Origin of the sequence: Mycobacterium sp. OAE908, assembly GCF_017872775.1 — a bacterium.
GTDB lineage: Bacteria > Actinomycetota > Actinomycetes > Mycobacteriales > Mycobacteriaceae > Mycobacterium.
The window spans coordinates 282,056-302,783 of record NZ_JAGGJL010000002.1; the positions used below are offsets into that span (position 1 = coordinate 282,056).

General features: G+C 64.7%; 20 protein-coding genes. 14 read left to right on the forward strand and 6 right to left on the reverse strand.

The features are described from left to right. Positions 1–10 precede the first annotated feature (10 nt). A complete protein-coding gene (gene fabG / locus J3E61_RS26545) occupies positions 11–709 on the reverse strand; it encodes a 3-oxoacyl-ACP reductase FabG (RefSeq protein WP_210085910.1) in 699 nt (232 codons plus the stop codon). 249 nt (positions 710–958) lie between these two features. On the opposite strand from fabG, the gene J3E61_RS26550 reads away from it, so the two are divergent. From J3E61_RS26550 to J3E61_RS26605, 12 genes are all read left to right on the forward strand, one after another. Next, a complete protein-coding gene (locus tag J3E61_RS26550; RefSeq protein ID WP_210085911.1) occupies positions 959–2,446 on the forward strand; it encodes an aldehyde dehydrogenase family protein in 1,488 nt (495 codons plus the stop codon). Further along, positions 2,443–3,648, forward strand: coding sequence for a CoA transferase (locus J3E61_RS26555; protein WP_210085912.1), 1,206 nt, complete (start codon positions 2,443–2,445; stop codon positions 3,646–3,648). The genes J3E61_RS26550 and J3E61_RS26555 overlap by 4 nt, the downstream gene beginning before the upstream one ends. Positions 3,649–3,665: 17 nt before the next feature. Continuing rightward, positions 3,666–4,841, forward strand: a complete 1,176-nt coding sequence (locus tag J3E61_RS26560) for an OB-fold domain-containing protein (protein ID WP_192723561.1) — start codon at positions 3,666–3,668, stop codon at positions 4,839–4,841. A 61-nt stretch (positions 4,842–4,902) separates the two neighbouring features. Further along, the gene (locus J3E61_RS26565; RefSeq protein ID WP_210085913.1) at positions 4,903–6,072 is read left to right on the forward strand and encodes a thiolase family protein; all 1,170 of its coding nucleotides are present in this window, start codon (positions 4,903–4,905) and stop codon (positions 6,070–6,072) included. After that, on the forward strand, positions 6,059–6,871 hold the full coding sequence (locus J3E61_RS26570) for an ABC transporter permease (RefSeq protein WP_192723559.1): 813 nt from the start codon (positions 6,059–6,061) through the stop codon (positions 6,869–6,871). Before J3E61_RS26565 ends, J3E61_RS26570 begins: the two co-directional genes overlap by 14 nt. Positions 6,872–6,884: 13 nt before the next feature. Beyond that, positions 6,885–7,742 (forward strand): ABC transporter permease, encoded by an 858-nt coding sequence (locus tag J3E61_RS26575; protein ID WP_192723558.1) that lies wholly within the window; start codon positions 6,885–6,887, stop codon positions 7,740–7,742. Positions 7,743–7,750: 8 nt separating this feature from the next. Further along, on the forward strand, positions 7,751–9,031 hold the full coding sequence (locus tag J3E61_RS26580; RefSeq protein ID WP_192723557.1) for an MCE family protein: 1,281 nt from the start codon (positions 7,751–7,753) through the stop codon (positions 9,029–9,031). Then, positions 9,028–10,059, forward strand: a complete 1,032-nt coding sequence (locus tag J3E61_RS26585; RefSeq protein ID WP_210085914.1) for an MCE family protein — start codon at positions 9,028–9,030, stop codon at positions 10,057–10,059. The genes J3E61_RS26580 and J3E61_RS26585 overlap by 4 nt, the downstream gene beginning before the upstream one ends. Further along, positions 10,059–11,153, forward strand: a complete 1,095-nt coding sequence (locus tag J3E61_RS26590) for an MCE family protein (protein ID WP_192723555.1) — start codon at positions 10,059–10,061, stop codon at positions 11,151–11,153. Before J3E61_RS26585 ends, J3E61_RS26590 begins: the two co-directional genes overlap by 1 nt. Next, a complete protein-coding gene (locus J3E61_RS26595; RefSeq protein ID WP_192723554.1) occupies positions 11,150–12,628 on the forward strand; it encodes an MCE family protein in 1,479 nt (492 codons plus the stop codon). The genes J3E61_RS26590 and J3E61_RS26595 overlap by 4 nt, the downstream gene beginning before the upstream one ends. Beyond that, positions 12,625–13,938: an MCE family protein gene (locus J3E61_RS26600; RefSeq protein WP_210085915.1), complete on the forward strand. Its 1,314-nt coding sequence runs from the start codon at positions 12,625–12,627 to the stop codon at positions 13,936–13,938. The genes J3E61_RS26595 and J3E61_RS26600 overlap by 4 nt, the downstream gene beginning before the upstream one ends. Then, the gene (locus tag J3E61_RS26605) at positions 13,938–15,629 is read left to right on the forward strand and encodes an MCE family protein (RefSeq protein WP_210085916.1); all 1,692 of its coding nucleotides are present in this window, start codon (positions 13,938–13,940) and stop codon (positions 15,627–15,629) included. The genes J3E61_RS26600 and J3E61_RS26605 overlap by 1 nt, the downstream gene beginning before the upstream one ends. Before the next feature lie 11 nt (positions 15,630–15,640). Here the strand turns inward: J3E61_RS26605 and J3E61_RS26610 are convergent, their stop codons facing one another. Continuing rightward, entirely contained in the window at positions 15,641–16,159 is a 519-nt protein-coding gene (locus tag J3E61_RS26610) for a hypothetical protein (protein ID WP_192723551.1), read from the reverse strand. Positions 16,160–16,237: 78 nt separating this feature from the next. On the opposite strand from J3E61_RS26610, the gene J3E61_RS26615 reads away from it, so the two are divergent. Continuing rightward, positions 16,238–16,618, forward strand: a complete 381-nt coding sequence (locus J3E61_RS26615; RefSeq protein ID WP_192723550.1) for a hypothetical protein — start codon at positions 16,238–16,240, stop codon at positions 16,616–16,618. On the opposite strand, the gene J3E61_RS26620 is transcribed toward J3E61_RS26615, so the two are convergent. Together J3E61_RS26620 and J3E61_RS26625 are read right to left on the reverse strand one after the other, a co-directional pair. Further along, positions 16,615–17,007, reverse strand: a complete 393-nt coding sequence (locus J3E61_RS26620; protein ID WP_192723549.1) for a hypothetical protein — start codon at positions 17,005–17,007, stop codon at positions 16,615–16,617. The two genes, J3E61_RS26615 and J3E61_RS26620, sit on opposite strands and share 4 nt — an antisense overlap. A gap of 40 nt (positions 17,008–17,047) precedes the next feature. Continuing rightward, positions 17,048–18,328 (reverse strand): cytochrome P450, encoded by a 1,281-nt coding sequence (locus J3E61_RS26625; protein ID WP_192723548.1) that lies wholly within the window; start codon positions 18,326–18,328, stop codon positions 17,048–17,050. A 140-nt stretch (positions 18,329–18,468) separates the two neighbouring features. On the opposite strand from J3E61_RS26625, the gene J3E61_RS26630 reads away from it, so the two are divergent. After that, positions 18,469–19,107, forward strand: coding sequence for a TetR/AcrR family transcriptional regulator (locus tag J3E61_RS26630; RefSeq protein WP_210085917.1), 639 nt, complete (start codon positions 18,469–18,471; stop codon positions 19,105–19,107). Here J3E61_RS26630 and J3E61_RS26635 read toward each other — a convergent pair. Together J3E61_RS26635 and J3E61_RS26640 are read right to left on the reverse strand one after the other, a co-directional pair. Continuing rightward, positions 19,065–19,523, reverse strand: a complete 459-nt coding sequence (locus tag J3E61_RS26635; protein WP_192723546.1) for a hypothetical protein — start codon at positions 19,521–19,523, stop codon at positions 19,065–19,067. The two genes, J3E61_RS26630 and J3E61_RS26635, sit on opposite strands and share 43 nt — an antisense overlap. Before the next feature lie 56 nt (positions 19,524–19,579). Beyond that, the gene (locus J3E61_RS26640; RefSeq protein ID WP_210085918.1) at positions 19,580–20,722 is read right to left on the reverse strand and encodes a thiolase family protein; all 1,143 of its coding nucleotides are present in this window, start codon (positions 20,720–20,722) and stop codon (positions 19,580–19,582) included. Positions 20,723–20,728: the final 6 nt, after the last annotated feature.

Genomic DNA, 20,728 nt, shown 5'->3' on the forward strand with positions numbered 1-20,728 from the left:
ATTCCTTTCGTTATGTGTTTCGGCCGCCGTTGACGCCCAAGATCTGTCCGGTGATGTAGCCGGCTTCCTCGGAGATCAGGAATGCGCACGCCGCGGCGATGTCCTCGGGCCTGCCGATTCGTCGCACCGGTGTCGCTTCGATGTTCTCTTCGACGACCAGGTAGCCGCGCTCCTCGGACTTGCGCAGCATCGGGGTGTCGATGAAGCCAGGCGGCACGGCGTTGACGGTGATGCCCGCCGGACCGTATTCGAGCGCAAGCGACTTCGTCAGCCCGTTGACCGCGGACTTGGCCGCGACATACGGCGACATGAAGGGCTGCCCGGAGTGGGTGCTCGAGGAGGAGATGTTGACGATGCGTCCCCAGCCGGCCTCGATCATGTCCGGCAGCACCGCCTGAATGCAGTGGAAGACGCCGTTGAGGTTGACGTCGATCACCCGCTGCCAGTCCTCGAACTTCAGGTCGGTGAACCGTTTGAATTTCTCGAGCCCGGCCGCATTCACGAGCACGGTGACCGGTCCGAGTTGGGCCCGGATGGCAGCCAGCGCCTCCTCGATCGCCGAGCGATCGGTGACGTCGGCGACGTAGGCGTGTTGCGCATCGGACGGGTTGAGGTCGATGGTGGCGACGTCCAAGCCGTCGGCGCGCAATCGTTGGGCGACGGCCTGTCCGATGCCGGAGCCGCCACCTGTCACAACCGCGGTCTTCACGCGCAGTCCTCAGTTGTCAAGAATCGTCCTTCCGATTATGAGAACCGTACTCTCGGACTATGTGTTCTCGCAAGACAGTAGGCGAGTCTCGTTCGCACTGGTGAGACGTTTGCGGCCTCTTTGTCGCAGCGTTAATTGCAGGCAGGCGGAGTTCTGCACATCTGCTTGAGTTCTCTGAATGCGAATGTATGATTCGCCGGTGATGAGAATGAAGTTTCCATCACACCGCGATGAACGCTGAGGAGGATCGTGCAGGAATCGCCAACCATTTCGGCTGACGCAGCCAGTGCCGGGTCGGCCGATCGGCGCCTCTTGATCGACGGACGGCTGCTCGAAACGACGCGGACGTTTCCTTCTATTAATCCCGCCACCGGCGAGGTGCTCGGGTCTGCGCCGGACGCGACGCTCGCCGACGCCGAGGCCGCCGTCGCCGCCGCGCGGCGCGCCTTCGATACCACCGACTGGTCCACCAACACCGAACTGCGCATCCGCTGCCTCGAACAGCTGCACCGGGCGCTCGTCGAGCACCGCGATGAGCTGGCGGCCCTGACGATCGCCGAAGTCGGCGCCACCGAGTCGCTGTGCCAGGGCGCTCAGCTGGACGCGCCGATCGAGATCGTCCGCTATTACGCCGAGCTGCTGCGGAGCTATCCCATGACCGAGGACCTCGGAAACATCGAGAGCCGCGGAATGCAGCACCACCGCTGGGTGGAAAAAGAAGCCGGCGGGGTGGTCGCTGCCATCATTGCCTACAACTATCCGAACCAACTCGCGCTGGCCAAGCTCGCCCCCGCGCTGGCAGCGGGATGCACGGTGGTGCTCAAGGCCGCGCCGGACACCCCCTTGATCACGCTCGCGCTCGGCGAGCTGATCGCTGAGCACACCGACATTCCCGCAGGTGTGGTGAACGTGCTCAGCGGCGCCGATCCGGAAGTGGGCGCCGTGCTGACGGCCAGCCCGGACGTCGACATCGTCACCTTCACGGGGTCGACGCCGACCGGCCGCCGAATCATGGCCGCCGCCAGCAACACCCTCAAGAAGGTCTTTCTCGAATTGGGCGGCAAGTCCGCGGCCATCGTGCTCGACGACGCAGACTTCAACACCGCCGCGTTGTTTTCCGCGTTCTCGATGGTCACCCACGCCGGCCAGGGTTGCGCGCTGACGTCCCGGCTGCTGGTGCCGAAGAAGAACCACGACGAAATCGTCGAGCTGGTGAAGAACAACTTCGGTCTGGTGCGCTACGGCGACCCCGCCGACCCCAGCACGTATATGGGCCCGCTGATCAGCGAGAAGCAGCGCGACAAGGTCGACGGGATGGTCAGACGCGCGATCGAGGCCGGCGCCACGCTGGTGACCGGCGGCGAGAAGGTCGGCCCTGGCTACTTCTTTACGCCGACATTGCTCACCGACGTCGACCCCGACAGCGAGATCGCTCAAGAAGAGGTGTTCGGCCCGGTGCTCGTCGTCATCGGTTATGACGACGATGACGACGCGGTGCGCATCGCGAACAACTCCATCTACGGCCTGTCCGGTGCGGTGTTCGGCAGCGAGGACCGGGCGCTGGCCGTGGCCCGTCGCATCAGGACAGGCACGTTCTCGATCAACGGCGGCATGTACTTCAACGCCGACAGCCCGTTCGGCGGCTACAAGCAGTCCGGCATCGGACGAGAGATGGGCACCGCCGGCCTCGAGGAGTTCCTCGAGTCGAAGACGATCGCCACGGTGGTCGGCTCATGAGGCCGCTGGAAGGCATCCGCGTTCTCGAGGTCGCGATGTACGGGTTCGTCCCCTCGGCCGGTGCGGTGCTGGGTGAATGGGGCGCCGACGTCATCAAGGTCGAGCACGCCGTAACCGGTGATCCGCAGCGCGGTCTGCGCCAGACCGGCCCGCTTCGTGTCGAGGGTGACCCGAATCCGAACATCGAGCACGCCAACCGCGGCAAGCGCAGCATCGGGCTGGACATGTCCGTGCCAGAGGGGCGCGAGGTGCTGCTCGAGCTGGCGAAAAACGCCGACGTGTTCCTCACCAGCTTCCTGCCAGGACATCGGCAGAAGTTCGGTATCGATGTCGACGACGTCCGCGCCGTGAACCCGAACATCATCTACGCCAGGGGCAGCGCGTTGGGCCCGCGTGGCGAGGAGTCGGTCAAGGGCGGCTACGACATGACCGCGTTCTGGTGTCGGGCAGGCACTGCGGCCACCATCACCCCGCCCGGCATCGAGGGCATGATCGGCCCGCCGGGCCCCGCCTACGGCGACACGATCTCGGGCACCAACCTGGCGGGCGGAATCGCCGCGGCGCTGCTGAAGCGCGAGCGCACCGGCGAACCGTCGGTCGTCGACGTCTCGCTGCTCGGCAGCGGGCTGTGGTCGATGGGCCACACGGTCGCGCTGACGTCGCACTTGAACCAGCTCATGGTGCAGCCGCCGCCAGGGGTGCACGGCTCGCCGATCAATCCGCTGGTCGGGGTCTATCCGACCGCCGACGAGCGCTACATCTCCTTCGTGATGATGCAGCCAACGAAGTTCTGGGCCGACGTGTGCCGGCACATGGACCTCGAGGATCTGATCGATGATCCGCGATTCGCGACGGTCGAGTCGATCGCCGAGAACACCGCGGCGGCCGTCGAGATTCTCCGGGAGGCGATGGCCAAGCGGACGCTGCCCGAGTGGAGCGAACGGTTCGCCACCTTGGCCGGCCCGTGGGCCCCTGTCCAGGACACGTTGCAGGCGGCCGAGGATGCGCAGATCCGGGCCAACGAGTACATCGTGTCCACTGGCGAACTCGAATTGGTCGCGAATCCGGTGCAGTTCGATGTCAGCGCGCCGCAAACCGGACCCGCGCCGGGGTTTGCGGAGCAAACTGACGAAATCTTGCTGGAACTCGGTTTGGATTGGGACCGCATCATCGAGCTCAAAACGGCCGGCGCCGTCACCTAGCCTCGGGAGAGATCTCAATGCCCTACGTCGCGTCGATCGGCACCTACCTGCCGTGTTGGGGCGCGCCCCGGCACCGGGTGGCTGGCGACGACGAGGACGCGATCACGCTTGCGGTGGAGGCCGGCCGGGCCGCGTTGATTGCCAGCGGCGCCGTCGAGCGGGTGGTTCTGGTCAGCCGTGACATGCCGTTGCTGGAAAGCAGCAACGCCGCGGTGCTGCTGGCCGGTTTGGGGCTTGACCCCGAACTCGAGGTCGACGAACGCCTCGGCGGCGCACCCGCGACTCTCGACGCGGTCAGTTCGGCGAGGCCGCGAACCCTGATCATCGGCGCCGACCTGGACCCAGCGGGCGCCGCGGCGATCCTGACCGCCGAGCGCGGGCTGCAGGTGCGCACCGCGGCGCGCGTCGCGCGCAGCCTTCCGGTGCGCACCCGCAATGCCACCGGCGATGTGCACGACTACGGCGATCCCCGGCTGCTGCACGAGCGGGGTTTGGTTGCATCGCTGGCCGCCGCGTGGCTCGACACCCCGGCCGCGGTGGCAGGCGTCGAGCACGACCGCGCCGTGGAGTTGTGCGTCGGTGATCCGCCGCCCCTGCCGACGACGGGCGCCAGCGCCGGCCTGTTCGCGCTGGCGGGGATGGCTGACGCGGGCACGACCGGCCCGCTGGTGGCCGTCGAACAGGCCAGCTTGTCCGGTATGACGGTCAGCGGTGGCGTGGCCGAGCTGCACCGGCGCGAACCGCCGGCGCGGCCTGCTCCGGCAGGAACATACGTCGAGGGCGCGGACATACCGATCTCACTGGCCGCATATGAGCGTGCCTTCGAGGCCAAGACTCGTTGGGAGGCGGGCCGATTCGCCGCTTCTGACGAGTTGGATTTCCCGCCACGCTACCGGCTGGCCGAGGACGGTGCGCTGGCGTCCGACTATGAGTTGATCCCGCTGCCGCGCACCGGGACGGTCTACACCGAAACCACCGTGCACATGCCGGTGCCGGGGTTGCGCACGCCGTACTCGCTGGTGATCGTCGAACTCGACGGTGTCGATGTTCGTGCCTTGGTGAAGGTGACCGGCGCTGAGCCGGGCACCGTCGACATCGGCGCGCGTGGACGACTGGCGCTGCGCCGCGTCGCAGTGCGTTCCGGCGTGCCGGATTACGGCTACATGTTCGAGCCGGAGCGGGTGGCGGCATGAGCGCAGCTTGCAAGCGAATCATCAGCACGGAATGCGCCGGCCGAGCCAGCGAGGTCGGCACATGAGGCGCGTGGCGATCGTCGGGGCCGGAATGACTGCGTTCGGCGAGCATTTCGCGCTCGGCATCAAGGACCTGTTGCCGATGGCGTTCGCCGACTGCGCGAAAAGCGTCGACAAGGGTTTGGCGAAGTCCGACGTGCAGGCTGCCTGGTTCGGCGCGATGGGAACGGCCGACGGCTTCCCTTCTGGTATCCTCGCCGATTCGCTCGGGCTTCCCGACCTACCGGTTACGCGCGTCGAAAACTCTTGTGCCACAGGCAATGACGCAGTACGCAACGCGCTGTTCGGCGTGGCGTCGGGAGCTTTCGACGTCGCCATGGTGATGGGTGCGGACAAACTGCGCGACACCACGTCCAAGGACATGCTGTGGAAGTGGGAGGCCATGGCCCGCGACATGGCGTGGGACTATCCGCTCGGGTTGGTCTCGCCGGCCGGGTTCGCGCTGCATGTCCGCCGTTACATGCATGAGTCACCCGCGACCCGGGAGCACTTGGCCATGGTCGCGGTCAAGAACCACCGTCACGGTGTGAACAACCCGAAGGCCCGGTTGCGCTTTGAGATCACGATGAAGCAGGCGCTCGAGGCGCCCACCATCGTCACCCCGTTCGGCCTCTACGACTGCGCACCGCAAAGTGACGGCGCCGCCGCGCTCGTGCTGGCCGCCGAGGAGGTGGTCGATCGCTTCACCGATCGCCCGGTATGGATCCGCGGCGTCGGTCTCGGACTCGACTCGGTGATGCACCAGCACAAGCCGGATATGACGACGTTCCCGGCCACCACACGCGCCGCCAAGCAGGCGTTTGCGATGGCGGGCATGACACCCGCTGACGTCGACGTTGCCGAAGTTCACGATTTCTTCACGGGAATTGAGCTGATCAGCTATGAAGATCTGGGCTTTGCCGAGCGGTTCGGGGGCTACAAGCTTGTCGAGGCTGAGGTGACAAGTGTCGGCGGTGCGCTGCCGGTCAACCCCAGCGGGGGGCTGAAGGCCAAGGGTCATCCCCCAGGGGCTACTGGCGTCGCACAGTGCGTGGAGCTTTTCGCGCAACTCCGAGGAGAGGCGGCCAACCAGGTGGATGGCGCACGAGTTGCATTGGCGCACAACATCGGCGGACCGACCGCGGTGTCGGCCGTCACCATCCTGGAAGGATCGGCCAATGGCGCGGGGTAGCGGGCCGGAACGGTGGTCCGCCGGACTGCCTGCGATCAAGAACCTGTCGGGGCCGATGCAGGCCGTCGGTGGACTGTTCGCGATGTCGGCCGATGCGGTGCGGTGCATCTTTCGGCGGCCGTTTCAGTGGCGGGAGTTCTTGGAGCAGTGCTGGTTCATTGCCCGGGTGGCGTTGGCGCCCACGCTCCTGGTGGCGATCCCGTTCACTGTTCTGATCAGCTTCACGCTCAACATCCTGCTTCGTGAGTTGGGTGCGGCCGACTTGTCCGGTGCGGGTGCGGCGTTCGGTGCGGTGACCCAGGTCGGACCGATCGTGACGGTGCTGATCGTGGCGGGTGCCGGTTCGACGGCGATCTGTGCGGACTTGGGTTCGCGCACGATCCGCGAAGAGATCGACGCGATGGAAGTGCTCGGGATCGATCCGGTGCAGCGCCTGGTGACGCCGCGCATGTTGGCTTCGGGTCTGGTGGCGCTCTTGCTCAACAGCCTGGTGGTGATCATCGGAATCCTCGGCGGCTATATGTTTTCGGTGTTCATCCAAGACGTGAACCCTGGTGCGTTCGCCGCGGGCATCACGCTGTTGACCGGCGTCCCCGAGGTCATCATCTCTTGTGTGAAGGCGATGCTGTTCGGCCTGATCGCCGGCCTGGTGGCGTGCTACCGGGGGCTGACCATCTCCGGCGGCGGTGCGAAAGCCGTCGGCAATGCCGTCAACGAGACGGTGGTGTATGCGTTCATGGCACTGTTCGTGATCAATGTGGTGGTCACCGCCATCGGCATCCGGATGACAACGAAGTGACCGGGGACATCTGATGGGCACGATGACGATCCTGCGGCAGACGTATCCGCGGCTGACGCGGCAGTTCCGCAGGCCCACCGACTTGTTGGGTCGCATCGGCGACCACATGCTGTTCTACATCCGGGCGCTTGGTGGCGTGCCGCATGCGGCCATCCACTTCCGCCGGGAGATCATCCGGCTGATCGCCGAGATTTCCATGGGCGCGGGCACATTGGCGATGATCGGTGGCACCGTGGTGATCGTCGGTTTCCTGACACTGGCCGCGGGCGGCACGCTCGCGGTTCAGGGTTACAGCTCGCTGGGCAACATCGGCATCGAAGCGCTGACGGGCTTCTTAGCCGCGTTCATCAATGTGCGCATCTCCGCACCCGTGGTGGCCGGCATCGGGTTGGCCGCAACGTTCGGCGCCGGTGTGACCGCACAGTTGGGTGCGATGCGGATCAACGAGGAGATCGACGCGCTCGAGTCGATGGCGATCCGGCCGGTCGAATACCTTGTCAGCACACGGATTGTCGCCGGAATGATCGCGATCACCCCGCTGTATTCGATCGCGGTGATCCTGAGCTTCGTCGCCTCCCAGTTCACCACCGTGGTGCTATTCGGCCAGTCCGGTGGGCTGTATGACCACTACTTCAACACCTTCCTCAACCCGATCGACCTGTTGTGGTCGTTCCTGCAAGCAGTGCTGATGGCGATCACGATCCTGTTGATACACACCTACTTTGGCTACTTCGCCTCCGGTGGCCCGTCCGGCGTTGGCGTTGCCGTCGGCAACGCGGTGCGCACCTCGCTGGTCGTCGTCGTGTCGGTGACCCTGCTCGTGTCCCTGTCCATCTACGGTGCCAACGGCAACTTCAACTTGTCGGGATAGGGGAGAAGGTGACGAGGAACATCGGGCCCGGACCGGCGCATCGGTCCGAAACCACCAGTGCGGCAACGCCGGTGGCTGGGCGGCCCGGTCGTCACTTCGGCACGAGCGGCTATGTCCGCCCGCTTGCCGGTTTGGGCACCGTCGTGGCGATCGCCGCGATTGTGGTGCTCGCCGTCTCCCTGTTCCGGGGCAGTTGGACGCCGACCGAACCGGTCACCGTGATCTCGGATCGCGCCGGCCTGGTGATGAACAACGACGCCAAGGTCAAGATGCGCGGCGTACAGGTCGGCCACGTGGAGTCGATCGAGTCGAAGGCCGATGGCACGGCGGCCATCCGCTTGGCGATGGATCCGAACCAACTGCACCTGATTCCATCCAACGTGAATGTGGACATCGAATCATCGACGGTCTTCGGTGCCAAGTTCGTCAATCTCGTTCCACCGCCTGATCCATCGGCGCAGAAGCTGCGCCCGGGCCAGGTGATTCAGAGCCAGCACGTGATGGTCGAGGTCAACACCGTTTTTCAACAACTGGTACAGGTGCTCGACAAGATCGACCCGACCAAGCTCAATCAGACCCTCGGCGCAATTGCCAAGGCGTTCAACGGCCGCGGAGAAAAGATCGGCCAGTCGCTGTCGGACTTCAACGCGTTCCTGGCCAAGATCGACCCGGTCCTGCCGACATTGAGCCATGACATCGAGACGGCCGCGCCGGTGTTCAATGCGTACGCCGACGCAGCGCCCGACCTGATCTCAACGATCGACAGCTCGACCACGATCAGCCGCAGCATCGTCGACGAGCAGCAGAATCTCGACGCCTTCTTGTTGAGCTCGATCGGTCTCGCCGATGCCGGAAACGACGTGATCGGAAGCAACCGCCAGGCATTGACTGATGTGTTGCACTTGTTCGTGCCGACCACTGATCTTCTGCAGCGCTATCACGAGGCGCTGTGGTGCGGCCTCGGAGGACTCGTTCCCTTCGCGAAGTCGGTACCACAGTTTTCGAACGTGCTGGTGACCGCCGGCTTGACCCTCGGCGTCGAACGGTATCGCTACCCGCAGGACCTGCCGAAGGTGGCAGCCAAGGGTGGTCCGTATTGCAAGGAGCTCGGGCTGCCCGAGCTGCCCCCTGAGTTCCGGCCGCCGCTGCTGATCACCGACAGTGGCACCAACCCGGTGAAATACGGCAATCAGGGCATCCTGCTGAACTCTGATGGACTCAAGCAGTGGTTGTTCGGACCCATCGATGGGCCGCCCCGCAACGTCGGACAGATCGGGCAACCGGGATGAAAACGCGCGCCACAGGCACTCTCATCAAGTTCACGATCTTCGGTGTCGTGATGGCCGTGCTGACCGTATTCCTGTTCGTCATCTTCGGACAGGTGAGAACCGGCCCGACAAACGGATATTCGGCAGTCTTCGCCGATGCGTCCCGGCTGGAAACCGGAGATACCGTGCGGGTAGCAGGCCTTCGGGTCGGCACTGTGCAAGCAGTGTCACTGCGTCCTGATCGAACAGTTCTGGTGAAATTCGACGCCGACCGCAGCATCCGGCTGACGACCGGAACCAAGGTCGCGATCCGCTATCTGAACCTGGTCGGGGATCGCTACCTCGAACTCGTCGACACGCCTGGCTCGACGATGCTGCTGCCTCCCGGATCGGAGATTCCCGAAAGCCGCACGGCGCCGGCCCTGGACCTTGACCTACTGCTCGGCGGACTGAAGCCGGTTATCCAGGGCCTGAATCCCAACGACGTCAACGCGTTGTCGGCGTCGCTCATTCAAATTTTGCAGGGCCAGGGCGGGACGCTTGACTCGCTGTTCTCGAAGGCCTCGTCGTTCACGAACTCATTGGCAGACAACAACCAGGTGATCGAGCAGTTGATCGAGGACCTCAAGACGACGCTGGCCACTCTGTCGAAGGACGGCGACGACTTCTCGGGCGCGATCGACAAGTTGGAGCAGCTGATCCAGGGTCTATCCGATGACCGCGACCCCATCGGCACGGCGATCGAACAACTTGACGCTGGGACTGCAAATGTTGCCGATCTACTGAGCCAGGCGCGGCCGCCACTGGCGGGCACGGTAGACAAGCTGAACAGCCTTGCGACCAACCTGGATAACGACAAGGACCGTCTCAACGACAGCATCGGGCGGTTGCCGAATATCTATCGCAAGCTCGCGCGCGTGGGCTCCTACGGCGCGTTCTTCCCGTACTACATCTGCGGAATCGCGTTCCGCGCCAGCGATCTTCAGGGCCGAACCGTTCAATTCCCGTGGATCAAGCAAGAAACGGGAAGGTGTGCGGAGACCAGCTAATGCAGAGATATCGCGGTTCACAGCTCATCAGGGCCGGCTTCATCGGAGTCGTGCTGATCATCCTCGTGATCGCCGTCGGGTTGCAGCCCGAACGCCTGCTTCAATGGGCGACGGCGATCAGGTATCAGGCTCTCTTCTCGGAGGCCGGCGGCCTCGCCACTGGCAACGACGTCACCGTTTCAGGAATCAAAGTCGGTACGGTGTCCAGTGTTTCGCTGCAGAACGGGGATGCGCTCGTCGGATTCACCATCCAAGGAAAGTATGCCCTCGGGTCGGAAACCACGGCCCACATCCGTACCGGCACTTTGCTCGGCGAGCGCGTGCTCGCGCTCGAGTCGGCGGGCGACGGATTGCTCGATCCGAACAATGTGATTCCGACGACGCGGACGTCGTCCCCCTACTCGCTGACCGATGCCGTCAGCGACCTCACCTCCAATACTGCCGCCACCGATACCGACACGCTCAACCAGTCGTTGGACACACTGTCGACCACGCTCGACCAGATCGCGCCTGAACTCGGCCCGACGTTCGACGGCCTGAGTCGACTGTCGCAGTCGCTGAACAACCGGAATCAGAGCCTGTCCGAACTGATCAAGACCGCAGGCGACGTGACGGGGATTTTGTCCGAGCGTAGCCAGCAGGTGAACTCGTTGATCCTCAACGCCAACGATCTGGTCGCGGTGCTCAACGAGCGCAGGCAGGCGATCGCGAGCCTACTCACCAACACCTTTGCGGTGTCGAGTCAACTACGCGGATTGGTCCAAGACAACGAGAAGCAGTTGGCGCCGGCTCTGGAGAGAATGAACCGCGTCAACGAGATGCTGGAACGCAACCGCGACAACATCGCCAAGGCACTTCCTGGGTTGGCCAAATACGAACTGACTCAAAGCGAGATCGTGGCAAACGGCGCCTATTACAACGCCCTCGTGCCCAACATCCAGCCTGCACAGCTTCTCCAGCCGTTCCTTGACTACGCCTTCGGGTTCAGGCGAGGCGTTGACGCCGGCCAGCCGCCGGACAACGCAGGACCACGGGCCGAGTTGCCGTTCCCGGTCAACGGCATCCCGCAACCAGGAGACCTTCCGCCGCGATGAACAGACGAGGACTTGTCACCGTTGCCGCGATCGCTTTGGCCTTCGCGCTGATCGCGGGCGCGGTCTTCCTGGTGCGTCACATTTTCTTCGCGCCAACGACGATCACCGCGTATTTCCCGACCGCAACATCTATCTATCCGGGCGACGATGTGCGCATTTCGGGCGTGAAGGTCGGCAAAATCGATTCGATCGTCCCTGAGGGCACGCAGACGAAGATGACCCTCAAAGTCGACCGAGATGTGCCGATCCCGGCCGACGCCAAGGCCGTCGTCGTCGCCCAGAACCTCGTGGCGGCACGGTACGTGCAGCTCACTCCTGCCTACCGGAATGGCGCCGGGCCGAAGATGCGTGACGGCGCAGTAATTCCCAGTGACCGGACCGCAGTTCCAGTCGAGTGGGACGAGGTCAAAACGCAGTTGACCCGCCTGGCAACGGAATTGGGCCCCAAGAGTGGAGTGTCGGGTACCTCCGTTTCCCGGTTCATCGACAGCGCCGCGAATGCCTTGGACGGCAATGGTGCGAAGCTTCGCCAGACAATCGCCCAATTATCGGGCGCAGCAAGAATTTTCGCCGAGGGTAGCGGCAGCATCGTCGACATCATCAAGAACCTGCAGACGTTCGTGACCGCGCTGCGCGACAGCCACGAGCAGATCGTGCTGTTTCAGGATCGGCTGGCCAGCCTGAGCAGTGTAGTCAATGACAGCAGGTCGGACCTTGACATGGCGCTGACCGACCTGTCCAAGGCGATCGTCGACGTACAACGGTTCGTGGCGGGCAGCCGCAACCAGACAGCCGAGCAGATCAGAAGTCTGGGCGCCGTGACGCAGACTCTTGTCGATCAACATTTGGCTCTGGAGAACGTCCTCCACGTCTCGCCGACCGCGATCGCCAACTACGAAAACATCTACTACCCGGCGTCCGGCGGTGTGACCGGAGCGTTCTCGTTGGTCAACTTCTCGAATCCGGTGTGGTTTGTCTGCGGATTGATCGGCGGTATCGAGAACACCACCGCACCGGAGACCGCAAAACTCTGTGCGCAATACCTGGGTCCCGCGCTGCGTCTGCTCAACTTCAACAATCTGCCGCTGCCGATCAACGCGTACCTGCGGCCCGTGCCCAGCCCGGGGAAGATCCTCTACACCGATCCGAAGCTGGCGCCAGGAGGCGCAGGACCCGGCGATGCGCCAGAGCCACCGCCTACAGTGTCCGCCTACACCGGGATGGGCGATGTGCCCGGGCCACTCGGCTGGGGAGCTCCGCAGCCGCCGGGGCAGGGGATGTACGGCCACGACGAAGTGCCTGCCATTCCATCACCCGCGTTGTTCCCCGGTGCGCCAATTCCCGGACCCCCCATCGTGAATACAGGCACAGCGCCGACCGTCGACGGCATGCTGCTGCCGCAGACCGAGGCACCGGCAGCGCCGGCGTCGCCACCCGGTCCACCACTGCCTGCGGAAGCGGGGGCACCGTCATGAACCGTCTGAAGAGACTGGCTCTCGTCGGCTCATGCGTTGCCATGACACTGACCGGCTGCTCGTTCCAAGGATTGAACTCACTGCCGCTGCCCGGCGCCGTGGGTAGAGGACCAGACGCCGTCACCTATCACGTCGAGGTGCCGAATGTCGCGACGCTGGAGTCGAATTCGCCGGTGATGATCAACGACGTCGTCGTCGGCAGCGTCGGCAAGATGACGGTCGAGGGTTGGCACGCCGACGTAGAGATCTCGGTCAAGCCCGACGTGGTGGTGCCCGCCAATAGTGTGGCGACGGTTGGGCAGACCAGCCTGCTGGGGTCCATGCACCTGGCGCTCGACCCGCCGTTGGGCGAAAAGCCAAGCGGCCGACTGCAACCCGGCGCCACACTGGCTCTGAATCAGTCGTCGACGTTCCCGACCACCGAACAGACGCTGTCGTCGCTGTCGGCGGTGGTGAACGCGGGTGGGCTCGGGCAGATCGGTGACGTCATCCACAACTTCAGCGTCGCGTTGAACGGTCGCGGCCCCGAGGTCCGTGAGCTGCTCACCCGGCTCGACAATTTCGTCGGAGTGCTCGATGAGCAGCGTGACAACATCGTCGCGTCCATCCAGCAACTGAATCGGGTTGCCGGCAAGTTCGCGGGCCAGCGCGACGTGATCGACCGTGCGCTCAAGGACATTCCGCCGGCGCTGGACGTGTTGAACAGGGAACGGCCCAAGTTCACGACCGCGCTCGAGAAGCTCGGTCAGTTCAGCGATACCACGTCCACGCTGGTCAATGACGCAGGCCAGGATCTGGTGACCAATCTCAAGGACCTTGAACCGGCGCTCAAGGCGCTCGCCGACATCGGTCCCGAGATCACCCAGGCACTGAACTTCGCTCTCGCGTTCCCCTATGGCCCGGCCTTCGCCGATCGAATCACCAAGGGCGACTACATCAACTTGTACGCCGTCTTCGACATCAGCTACCCGCGGTTGAAGCGGACCCTGTTGCTCGGCACGCGGTGGGGCGACGAAGACGCCAAACTGATTCCGGCTCCTGGCGACCCCTGGTACCTCAACTACTCGTACAACCCGCTGTCGCTCGGTGTCGCGCCCCCGCCGGCCGAGGCGCTGCCCCCGCCGCAGGCGGCGCCGAGTGGGCCGATGCCCCCGGTGACCGAGCCCTTGTTGCCGGTGGCTCCGCCGCCCACAATGCCCAATGCCGCAGCCGCGCCTGCGATTACGACGTCGCAGATCTTCGCGGGGCCATATGGTGCTGACGCCCCGTCTGTACCTGCTCCTGCGCCCGCACCTGGAGGTGGCGGCTGATGCTGACGCGCTTCGTCCGAAACCAGTTGATCATCTTCACCATCGCATCCCTGATCGGTGTCGGGGTGATGGTGTTCACGTACATGCAATTGCCGTCGCTGTTCGGCGTTGGCCGCCTGACGGTGACGCTGGAATTGCCTGCAACCGGCGGTCTCTACCGGTTCAGCAACGTGACTTACCGCGGTGTGCAGATCGGTGAGGTGACCGGGGTAGAGCTGACCGACACGGGCGCCAAGGCGACGTTGCGGCTCGCGACGTCGCCGAAGATTCCCGCGGATCTGCACGCCGAAGTGCGCAGCGTTTCGGCGGTCGGTGAGCAATACGTGGATTTGCGGCCGCGCACCGACTCTGGTCCGTATCTCAAGGACGGCTCCGTGATTCCGGCCAAGGACACGACGATTCCACAACAAGTCGGACCCATGCTGGATCAGGTCAACGAACTGTTGAAGAGCATCCCGAAGGACAGGATTGCCAACCTGCTCGACGAGACGTTCAAGGCGTTCAACGGTGCGGGTGAGGATTTCCAATCGCTGGTCGACTCGTCGACGAGCATTACCAAGTACCTCAACGACGTCTCCGATCAGTCGCGCGGGTTGATCGAAGACAGTGCGCCGCTTCTGGATTCACAAGCGAAGACCACCGACGCGATCAGGACGTGGGCGCACAGCCTGGCCGGGATTTCCAAGGAGGTAGCGCAGGACGATCCCGATCTGCGGTCGATCCTGCAGAACGGACCGGGTTTCGCGAACGAGGTCTCGGGACTGCTGAACCAGATCAAGCCCACGCTGCCGATCCTGTTGGCCAATCTCACCACGCTGGGCCAGATCTTCGTCACCTACAACCCGTCGCTGGAGCAACTCCTGGTGTTGCTTCCCGGCACAGTCGCGCTGCAGCAGTCGTTCGGCATCATGAAGAACAACCCATATGGTCTGCCGATAAGCGACTTCGCGTTCACCATCGGCGATCCGCCGCCGTGCACGGTCGGCTTCCTCCCGCCGTCGCAATGGCGCTCGCCGGCCGACACCAGCGTGATCGATACGCCCGACGGGTTGTATTGCAAGCTGCCTCAGGATTCTCCGATCGGTGTGCGCGGCGCGCGCAACCTTCCCTGCATGGGTCACCCCGGCAAGCGTGCCCCGACAGTCGAACTCTGCAACGACCCCAAGGGTTTTCAGCCGATACAGATGCGGCAGCACTATCTCGGTCCGTATCCGTTTGACCCCAACCTGGTCGCGCAGGGCATTCCGGTCGATGACCGTGTCGACTTCAACGACCGGATCTTCGCGCCGACAGAAGGCACCCCGCTGCCGCCGGGCGCGGCTCCCGCAGGGACCCCCCCGGGCACGCCGCCCGGGCCGCCGAATCCGTTGGCAGCGCTGACGCCGCCGCCGGCCGCCCCGCCGCCACCACCGCCACCGGCGGGAAATTCGCTCAACGGTGAGCCGATACCGCCCGCCGACAACCCGCCGGCGCCGCAGGGTCCCCCACCGGGGCCTGCGCCGGACAGCGGCGCAGTTCCTGCCGCCCCGAGTGCGTTCAACGAAAACGGTTCTGGCGGACCGTCAGTCGCGGTCGCGCACTACGACCCCCGCACCGGCCTCTACGTGGCGCCCGACGGGCAACTGCAGCGGGTGACCAATGCGGCGGGCGGCGCCGAACCCAAATCGTGGCAGGACCTTCTGCCGATCTGATGGCAGAGCGGCTAGGAGAGCTTCTCCAGCCGAATCGGCACCTCGATGACGAGCGGCTTGTTGATGCCGCAATTGCCGCTCGCAGCCTGTGTCCTGACGCGGCCTGCGAGAAGATCGCGGAATTTCGGGTCGAGCTGGCTTTGGATGGGATCCCAGCCCCACATCCAGAACCGTTGCGTACCTGAAACGGCGGTGCCGTCGGGACACGGCTCCCAGTTCGGGATCTCGCGCACAACGACCCAGTAATTCCCGGTGTTGGTCATCTGCGCCGTCCAGCCTTGGTCGCTGGTGACCGTGCCCGTGCAGTTGATCGGACTGGTGCATTCCGAACTCAGTGTCCAGGTCTGAATTTGGGTCTGCTCGTCGATGAAGACCTCGTTCGTCTTGGCCCAATCGCCGTTCATGATCATTCGATAACTGCCAGACAGTTCAACCCCGTAATTAGAGGCGTGCGCTGATGCTGCTAAACCTAGACTGCTGACCAGGGCCACAGTCGCCGACACGACGGCCGCGCTACGGACTCCACGCATAGCGCCGAGCCTATCTCGGCTGATAGCAATCCTCTCCAAAAGCGAGAATTTCGTTCCCGCTTATGCCAAAATGCACGGGTGCGATCCGCCGTCGCAGTCCTTGCTGCGCTCACTTTCTCCGCGACGCTCGCCGTTGCGCCGTCGGCATCGGCAGATCCGACCGACTGCGATTACCCCAGCTGCACCCCGGGCATCATGCCCAACGTCGTGCTGGGCTCCTATTGCGACAACCCCACCTACTACGCGTTCGGCGTGACGTCGTGGGGACGGCTGGTGTTCTGCGGGTCGCCCAGGCGATACGAGCCGCGGTGGTTCCGCGCGACCGAAATGCACGGCGTGAAGAACGAGAACGACCCGTGTCCCGCGATGGACGGCGAGATGGCGCAGGCCCCCGACGGGCTGTTCTTGACGTGCGTGGCCGCCGAGGGCGCCAGCCGTTGGGTGCGCGGGGACACCTAGAAGAAGTTCACCCACTGCAGTCTCGAATTGATCCGCGCGCACTTCAGCGGGACCCCGCGGGTCCGCATCAGCTGTAAGTCGTTGCCCGCCAACGGTTGTTGTGCCGTGTCACCGGGCGTTTGGCACGGCATTGTCACGTCACGCTCACCGACCAAGCGTCCGACCGGCACCCACACCGCCTGCGGGGTGCAGATGAGGGTGCCGTGATTCGCGTCGAGGCCGAAGACAAACGACGGACTCGGAGTGCATGGCGCCCCCGCCGCCACGTTGCGTGCGACGTTGGGCACGCAGTCGGCTGAATCGCAGGCGGCCGCTGACGGGCCCGCCAGAGATATTGCCGCCGTGACCAATCCGCAGGCGATGGTCGGTATCGCGATGACCGTGCGCATGTGGCCCCCTTGGAGATCGGTCGACCCCGCCGGGGCCAGCCTATCCGGCGGGCGTGAACTCGATGTTCAGTTCGGTCAGTCCACGCAGGATGAACGTCGGCTCGTAGAGGTAATTGCGCGCGTCGATCGGACCGTGCTTCTCCTCGCTGATCCTGATGTCCGCCAGCCGGTCGAGTAGGCGCTCGATCGAGACGCGACCCTCGACGCGCGCCAATGGCGCACCGGGACATGAATGGATGCCGCGGCTGAACGCGATGTGCTCGCGGACGTTCTTGCGGTCGAGCGAGAACTCGTGTGGATTGTCGAACCGCTTCGGGTCGCGGTTGGCCGCGCCCGGGCTGACCATCACCGTGGTGCCTGCCGGCACCGGGGTCTCGCCGAGCGTCGTCGACTTGCGGGCCATCCGGAACACGCTCTTCACCGGGCTGTCCATGCGCAGGCATTCCTCGACGAACACCGGAATGAGGCTGCGGTCCGCGCGCAGTTGCCGTTGAATGTCGGGCCGGTCGCCGAGCACCCGAAGCGCGGCGCCGAGCAACTTCGCGGTGGTCTCCTGCCCGGCGGCGAACAGGAACGTCGCGGTCCTGACCACGTCGACCACCTCGGGGGTGGAGCCGTCGGGATACTTCGCGGTCGCGATCGACGTCAGCACATCGTCGCGGGGTGACTCGCGGCGCTCCTCGATGTATTGGGAGAACTTCTCGTCGGCCCACGCCAGCGGGTTCTGCGCGATGACCTCGTGGTCCAGGGAACCGATGTTCGTTCCAGGCTGACCGGCGCCGAAGGACTGCCGGAAGTCCTCGTGGTCGGATTCGGGGACGCCGAGTAGATCGGCAACGACCAAGAGCGAGAAGGGCTTTGCGTATGCGGCGAGGAACTCGCAGCGGCCGTCGGCGATGAACTCGTCGATGTGGCGATCGGCAAGCCGCCACATGAAGTCCTCGTTCTCCTTGAGGCGCTTGGGGGTGAGCAGTCGCGACAGTATCGACCGCGCGTCGGTGTGCTGCGGTGGATCCATCGTGACCATGTGCTCGAACATGGGGATCTCGGTGCGGTGTTCCTCGAGTTGCGCGCAGATGTCGTCGCCCTCGGGCGTGAACGGGATCGGCGTGAACGGACCCATGACCGCGACGCAGGACGAGTAGCTTTCGGTGTCCTTGTAGACGGCGTTGGCGGCTTCCCAGCCCGTGACAGCAAGGACGCCGTTGGTGATCGGGCAGCACACCGGGTCTTTTGCCCGGACGTGGTCGTAGTACGGATGAGGGTCGGGCACCAGCGACGGATCCGTGAAGTAGTCGACGGCGTCGTAGTCCGTGGTCATCTGATGCGGTTCCTTCCGAATCCCAATAATGCTGAGCACCTGCTTAGCATGCAGGTAGAGTCACGGTCAAGGTGCCACGGCGCTGCGGCGTCTAACATCGGCGTGTTGACCTCTTGGGCAGCAGGTATGGGAGGAATCGCATGGCATCGGCGCGAAGAATCGGAGCGCCGGACGCGAAGAATCGCGGCGTGCTGCTCGACGCTGCCGAACAACTCCTTCTCGAGGAGGGCTACGCCGCTGTCACCTCACGCCGGCTCGCCGAGCGGGCCGGCCTCAAGCCCCAGCTCGTGCACTACTACTTCCGCACCATGGAGGACCTGTTCCTAGAGGTTTTCCGTCGCAGGGCCGAAGAGGGGCTCGGTGTGCTGAAGACCGCGCTTCAGGCGCCTCAGCCGCTGTGGGCGTTGTGGCGGTTCAGCACGATGCCGGAGGCCACCCGGCTCACGATGGAGTTCATGGGCCTGGCCAACCACCGCAAGGCGTTGCGGGCCGAAATCGTCTATTACGCCGAACGTTTCCGCGAGGAGCAGAACAAGGCCATCGCCGCCGCGCTCGAACGGTACGGCGTCGCCACGTCAGAAGTTCCTCCGGTCGTCTGGACGGTGTTCGCGACGAGCGTGTCACAGGGCATCGTCATGGAACGCGCGCTCGGCATGTCGACCGGGCACGCGGAGACGTTCAAGTTCTGTGAGGACTGGCTTCGCCGACTCGAGGGTGACCCGCTACCGACCGACGATCACCAGTTGCGCAGTGAGCAGAGCGCGCCCTTCGGCCCTTGATTGGTCTTCACGACGACGCCGTCGACGGCTAGCGCGCAATGGATGTTGGGGCTTTTCGCCGACTCCCCGCCGGTGCCCGCAACCACCATGGCCCACTCGTCGGGGTTGACCAGTCCGACGTCGAGATTCCACTGCTGATTCGGCCCGACGTCGGCCTCCACCTTCGGGCTGAACTGATACGGGTTGTGGCTGTAGTCCGCCCAGTTCGGCGGGTCGGTGTCGCGGTAATAGATGTTGACGTTGAAGGGCTGCTCGGCCCAAATCGTGTAGTGCACGTTGTGCAGCGGCGGAGGGGGCGGATCGTCGTCTGCGCCCGCCGACGCGGTCCCCGCGACGAGGCTGGCGGCCGCCAGCGCCGTTGCCGACAGGGCGCCGAGCAGCGGCCTGATCCATCGGGGCGCAGGCGGAAACATCATTTCCGAGATCTTAGAACGTTGTTTTCGCACCCGGTTCCGAATCAGAGATCTTGTGCTCAGCGGCTCAGGATCGTCGCCGACGCCGTGCCAGGAGCGCCGTACACCTGCGCGAGGCCGACCCGCGGCTCGCCGGGCACCTGCCGATCGCCCGCCTCGCCGCGCAGTTGGCGCACGAGTTCGTGCACCTGCCGCAGGCCCGAGGCGCCGATCGGCTCGCCGTTGGCGATCAGCCCGCCGTCGGTATTGATCGGCATCGAGCCGTAAATCTCGGTGGCGCCGTCGGCGAGCAACTTGTCCTGTTCGCCGTCGGCGCACAGGCCGGTCTCGGCCATGTGGATGACCTCGGCGCCTGCGTCGGTGTCCTGCAACTGGGCGACGTCGACGTCCTCGGGTCCGATGCCGGCGGCCTCGTAGGCGGCCTTGGCCGCGAACACCGTTGGGGACGGGTCCTCGTCCAGCGGCGCCGACGTCGCGTGCACCTCGTAGGCGCCGAACGTCCGCGTCCGGATCTCGGTGGCGCGCACGTAGACCGGCTTGTCGGTGAACCTGTGCGCGATGTCGCCGCGGCACATGATCACCGCCGCCGCGCCTTCGTCGGGTGCGCAGAACATGTACTGCGTCAGCGGGTAGTTCAGCACAGGCGAATTGAGGATCTCCTCCTCAGAAATCGGCTTGCGCCGGAACGCATTCGGGTTCTTCTCGCCGTTGCGGAAGTTCTTGGCCGCCACCTTCGCCAGCGTCGCCTGCGAGATGCCGTGCTTGTGGAGGTAGTGATTGGCCTTCATCCCGAAAAACTTGGTGGTGACGAACTGACCGTTTTCGGCGTACCACTGCGGCAGCGCCAGCTTGGCCGGATCGTCGGTGAACGCGCCGCGCGGATGCTTGTCCAGCCCGATCGCGATGCCGATGTCGTACTTGCCGAGCCGGATGGTGTCCGCGGTCTGCTGGATCGCGGATGCCGCCGTGGCGCAGGCGTTGAACACGTTGGTAAACGTGATGCCGGTCAGGCCGACGAGGCGGGTGACCGCGTCGGGGTTGGAGACCTCATGGCTGCCGCCGAAGCCGAATTGGATGTCCTTCCACGCCACGCCCGCGTCGGCGAGTGCCGCGTGGATCGCGTCGGCGCCCATCTCCATGGCCGTTTTGTCGAAGCGTCCGAATGGGTGCAGGCCCACGCCGATGATCGCGACGTCGTTCATTGTTCG

What these genes read in the sequence shown, in the direction of transcription:
- J3E61_RS26560 (WP_192723561.1), top strand. Translation starts at nt 3,666, where the DNA reads ATGCCCTACGTCGCGTCGATCGGCACCTACCTGCCGTGTTGGGGCGCG.
- J3E61_RS26585 (WP_210085914.1), top strand. Translation starts at nt 9,028, where the DNA reads ATGAAAACGCGCGCCACAGGCACTCTCATCAAGTTCACGATCTTCGGT.
- J3E61_RS26600 (WP_210085915.1), top strand. Translation starts at nt 12,625, where the DNA reads ATGAACCGTCTGAAGAGACTGGCTCTCGTCGGCTCATGCGTTGCCATG.
- J3E61_RS26625 (WP_192723548.1), bottom strand. Translation starts at nt 18,328, where the DNA reads ATGACCACGGACTACGACGCCGTCGACTACTTCACGGATCCGTCGCTG.
- J3E61_RS26620 (WP_192723549.1), bottom strand. Translation starts at nt 17,007, where the DNA reads ATGCGCACGGTCATCGCGATACCGACCATCGCCTGCGGATTGGTCACG.
- J3E61_RS26575 (WP_192723558.1), top strand. Translation starts at nt 6,885, where the DNA reads ATGGGCACGATGACGATCCTGCGGCAGACGTATCCGCGGCTGACGCGG.
- J3E61_RS26595 (WP_192723554.1), top strand. Translation starts at nt 11,150, where the DNA reads ATGAACAGACGAGGACTTGTCACCGTTGCCGCGATCGCTTTGGCCTTC.
- J3E61_RS26630 (WP_210085917.1), top strand. Translation starts at nt 18,469, where the DNA reads ATGGCATCGGCGCGAAGAATCGGAGCGCCGGACGCGAAGAATCGCGGC.
- J3E61_RS26610 (WP_192723551.1), bottom strand. Translation starts at nt 16,159, where the DNA reads ATGCGTGGAGTCCGTAGCGCGGCCGTCGTGTCGGCGACTGTGGCCCTG.
- J3E61_RS26570 (WP_192723559.1), top strand. Translation starts at nt 6,059, where the DNA reads ATGGCGCGGGGTAGCGGGCCGGAACGGTGGTCCGCCGGACTGCCTGCG.
- J3E61_RS26635 (WP_192723546.1), bottom strand. Translation starts at nt 19,523, where the DNA reads ATGATGTTTCCGCCTGCGCCCCGATGGATCAGGCCGCTGCTCGGCGCC.
- J3E61_RS26640 (WP_210085918.1), bottom strand. Translation starts at nt 20,722, where the DNA reads ATGAACGACGTCGCGATCATCGGCGTGGGCCTGCACCCATTCGGACGC.
- J3E61_RS26565 (WP_210085913.1), top strand. Translation starts at nt 4,903, where the DNA reads ATGAGGCGCGTGGCGATCGTCGGGGCCGGAATGACTGCGTTCGGCGAG.
- J3E61_RS26590 (WP_192723555.1), top strand. Translation starts at nt 10,059, where the DNA reads ATGCAGAGATATCGCGGTTCACAGCTCATCAGGGCCGGCTTCATCGGA.
- J3E61_RS26555 (WP_210085912.1), top strand. Translation starts at nt 2,443, where the DNA reads ATGAGGCCGCTGGAAGGCATCCGCGTTCTCGAGGTCGCGATGTACGGG.
- J3E61_RS26605 (WP_210085916.1), top strand. Translation starts at nt 13,938, where the DNA reads ATGCTGACGCGCTTCGTCCGAAACCAGTTGATCATCTTCACCATCGCA.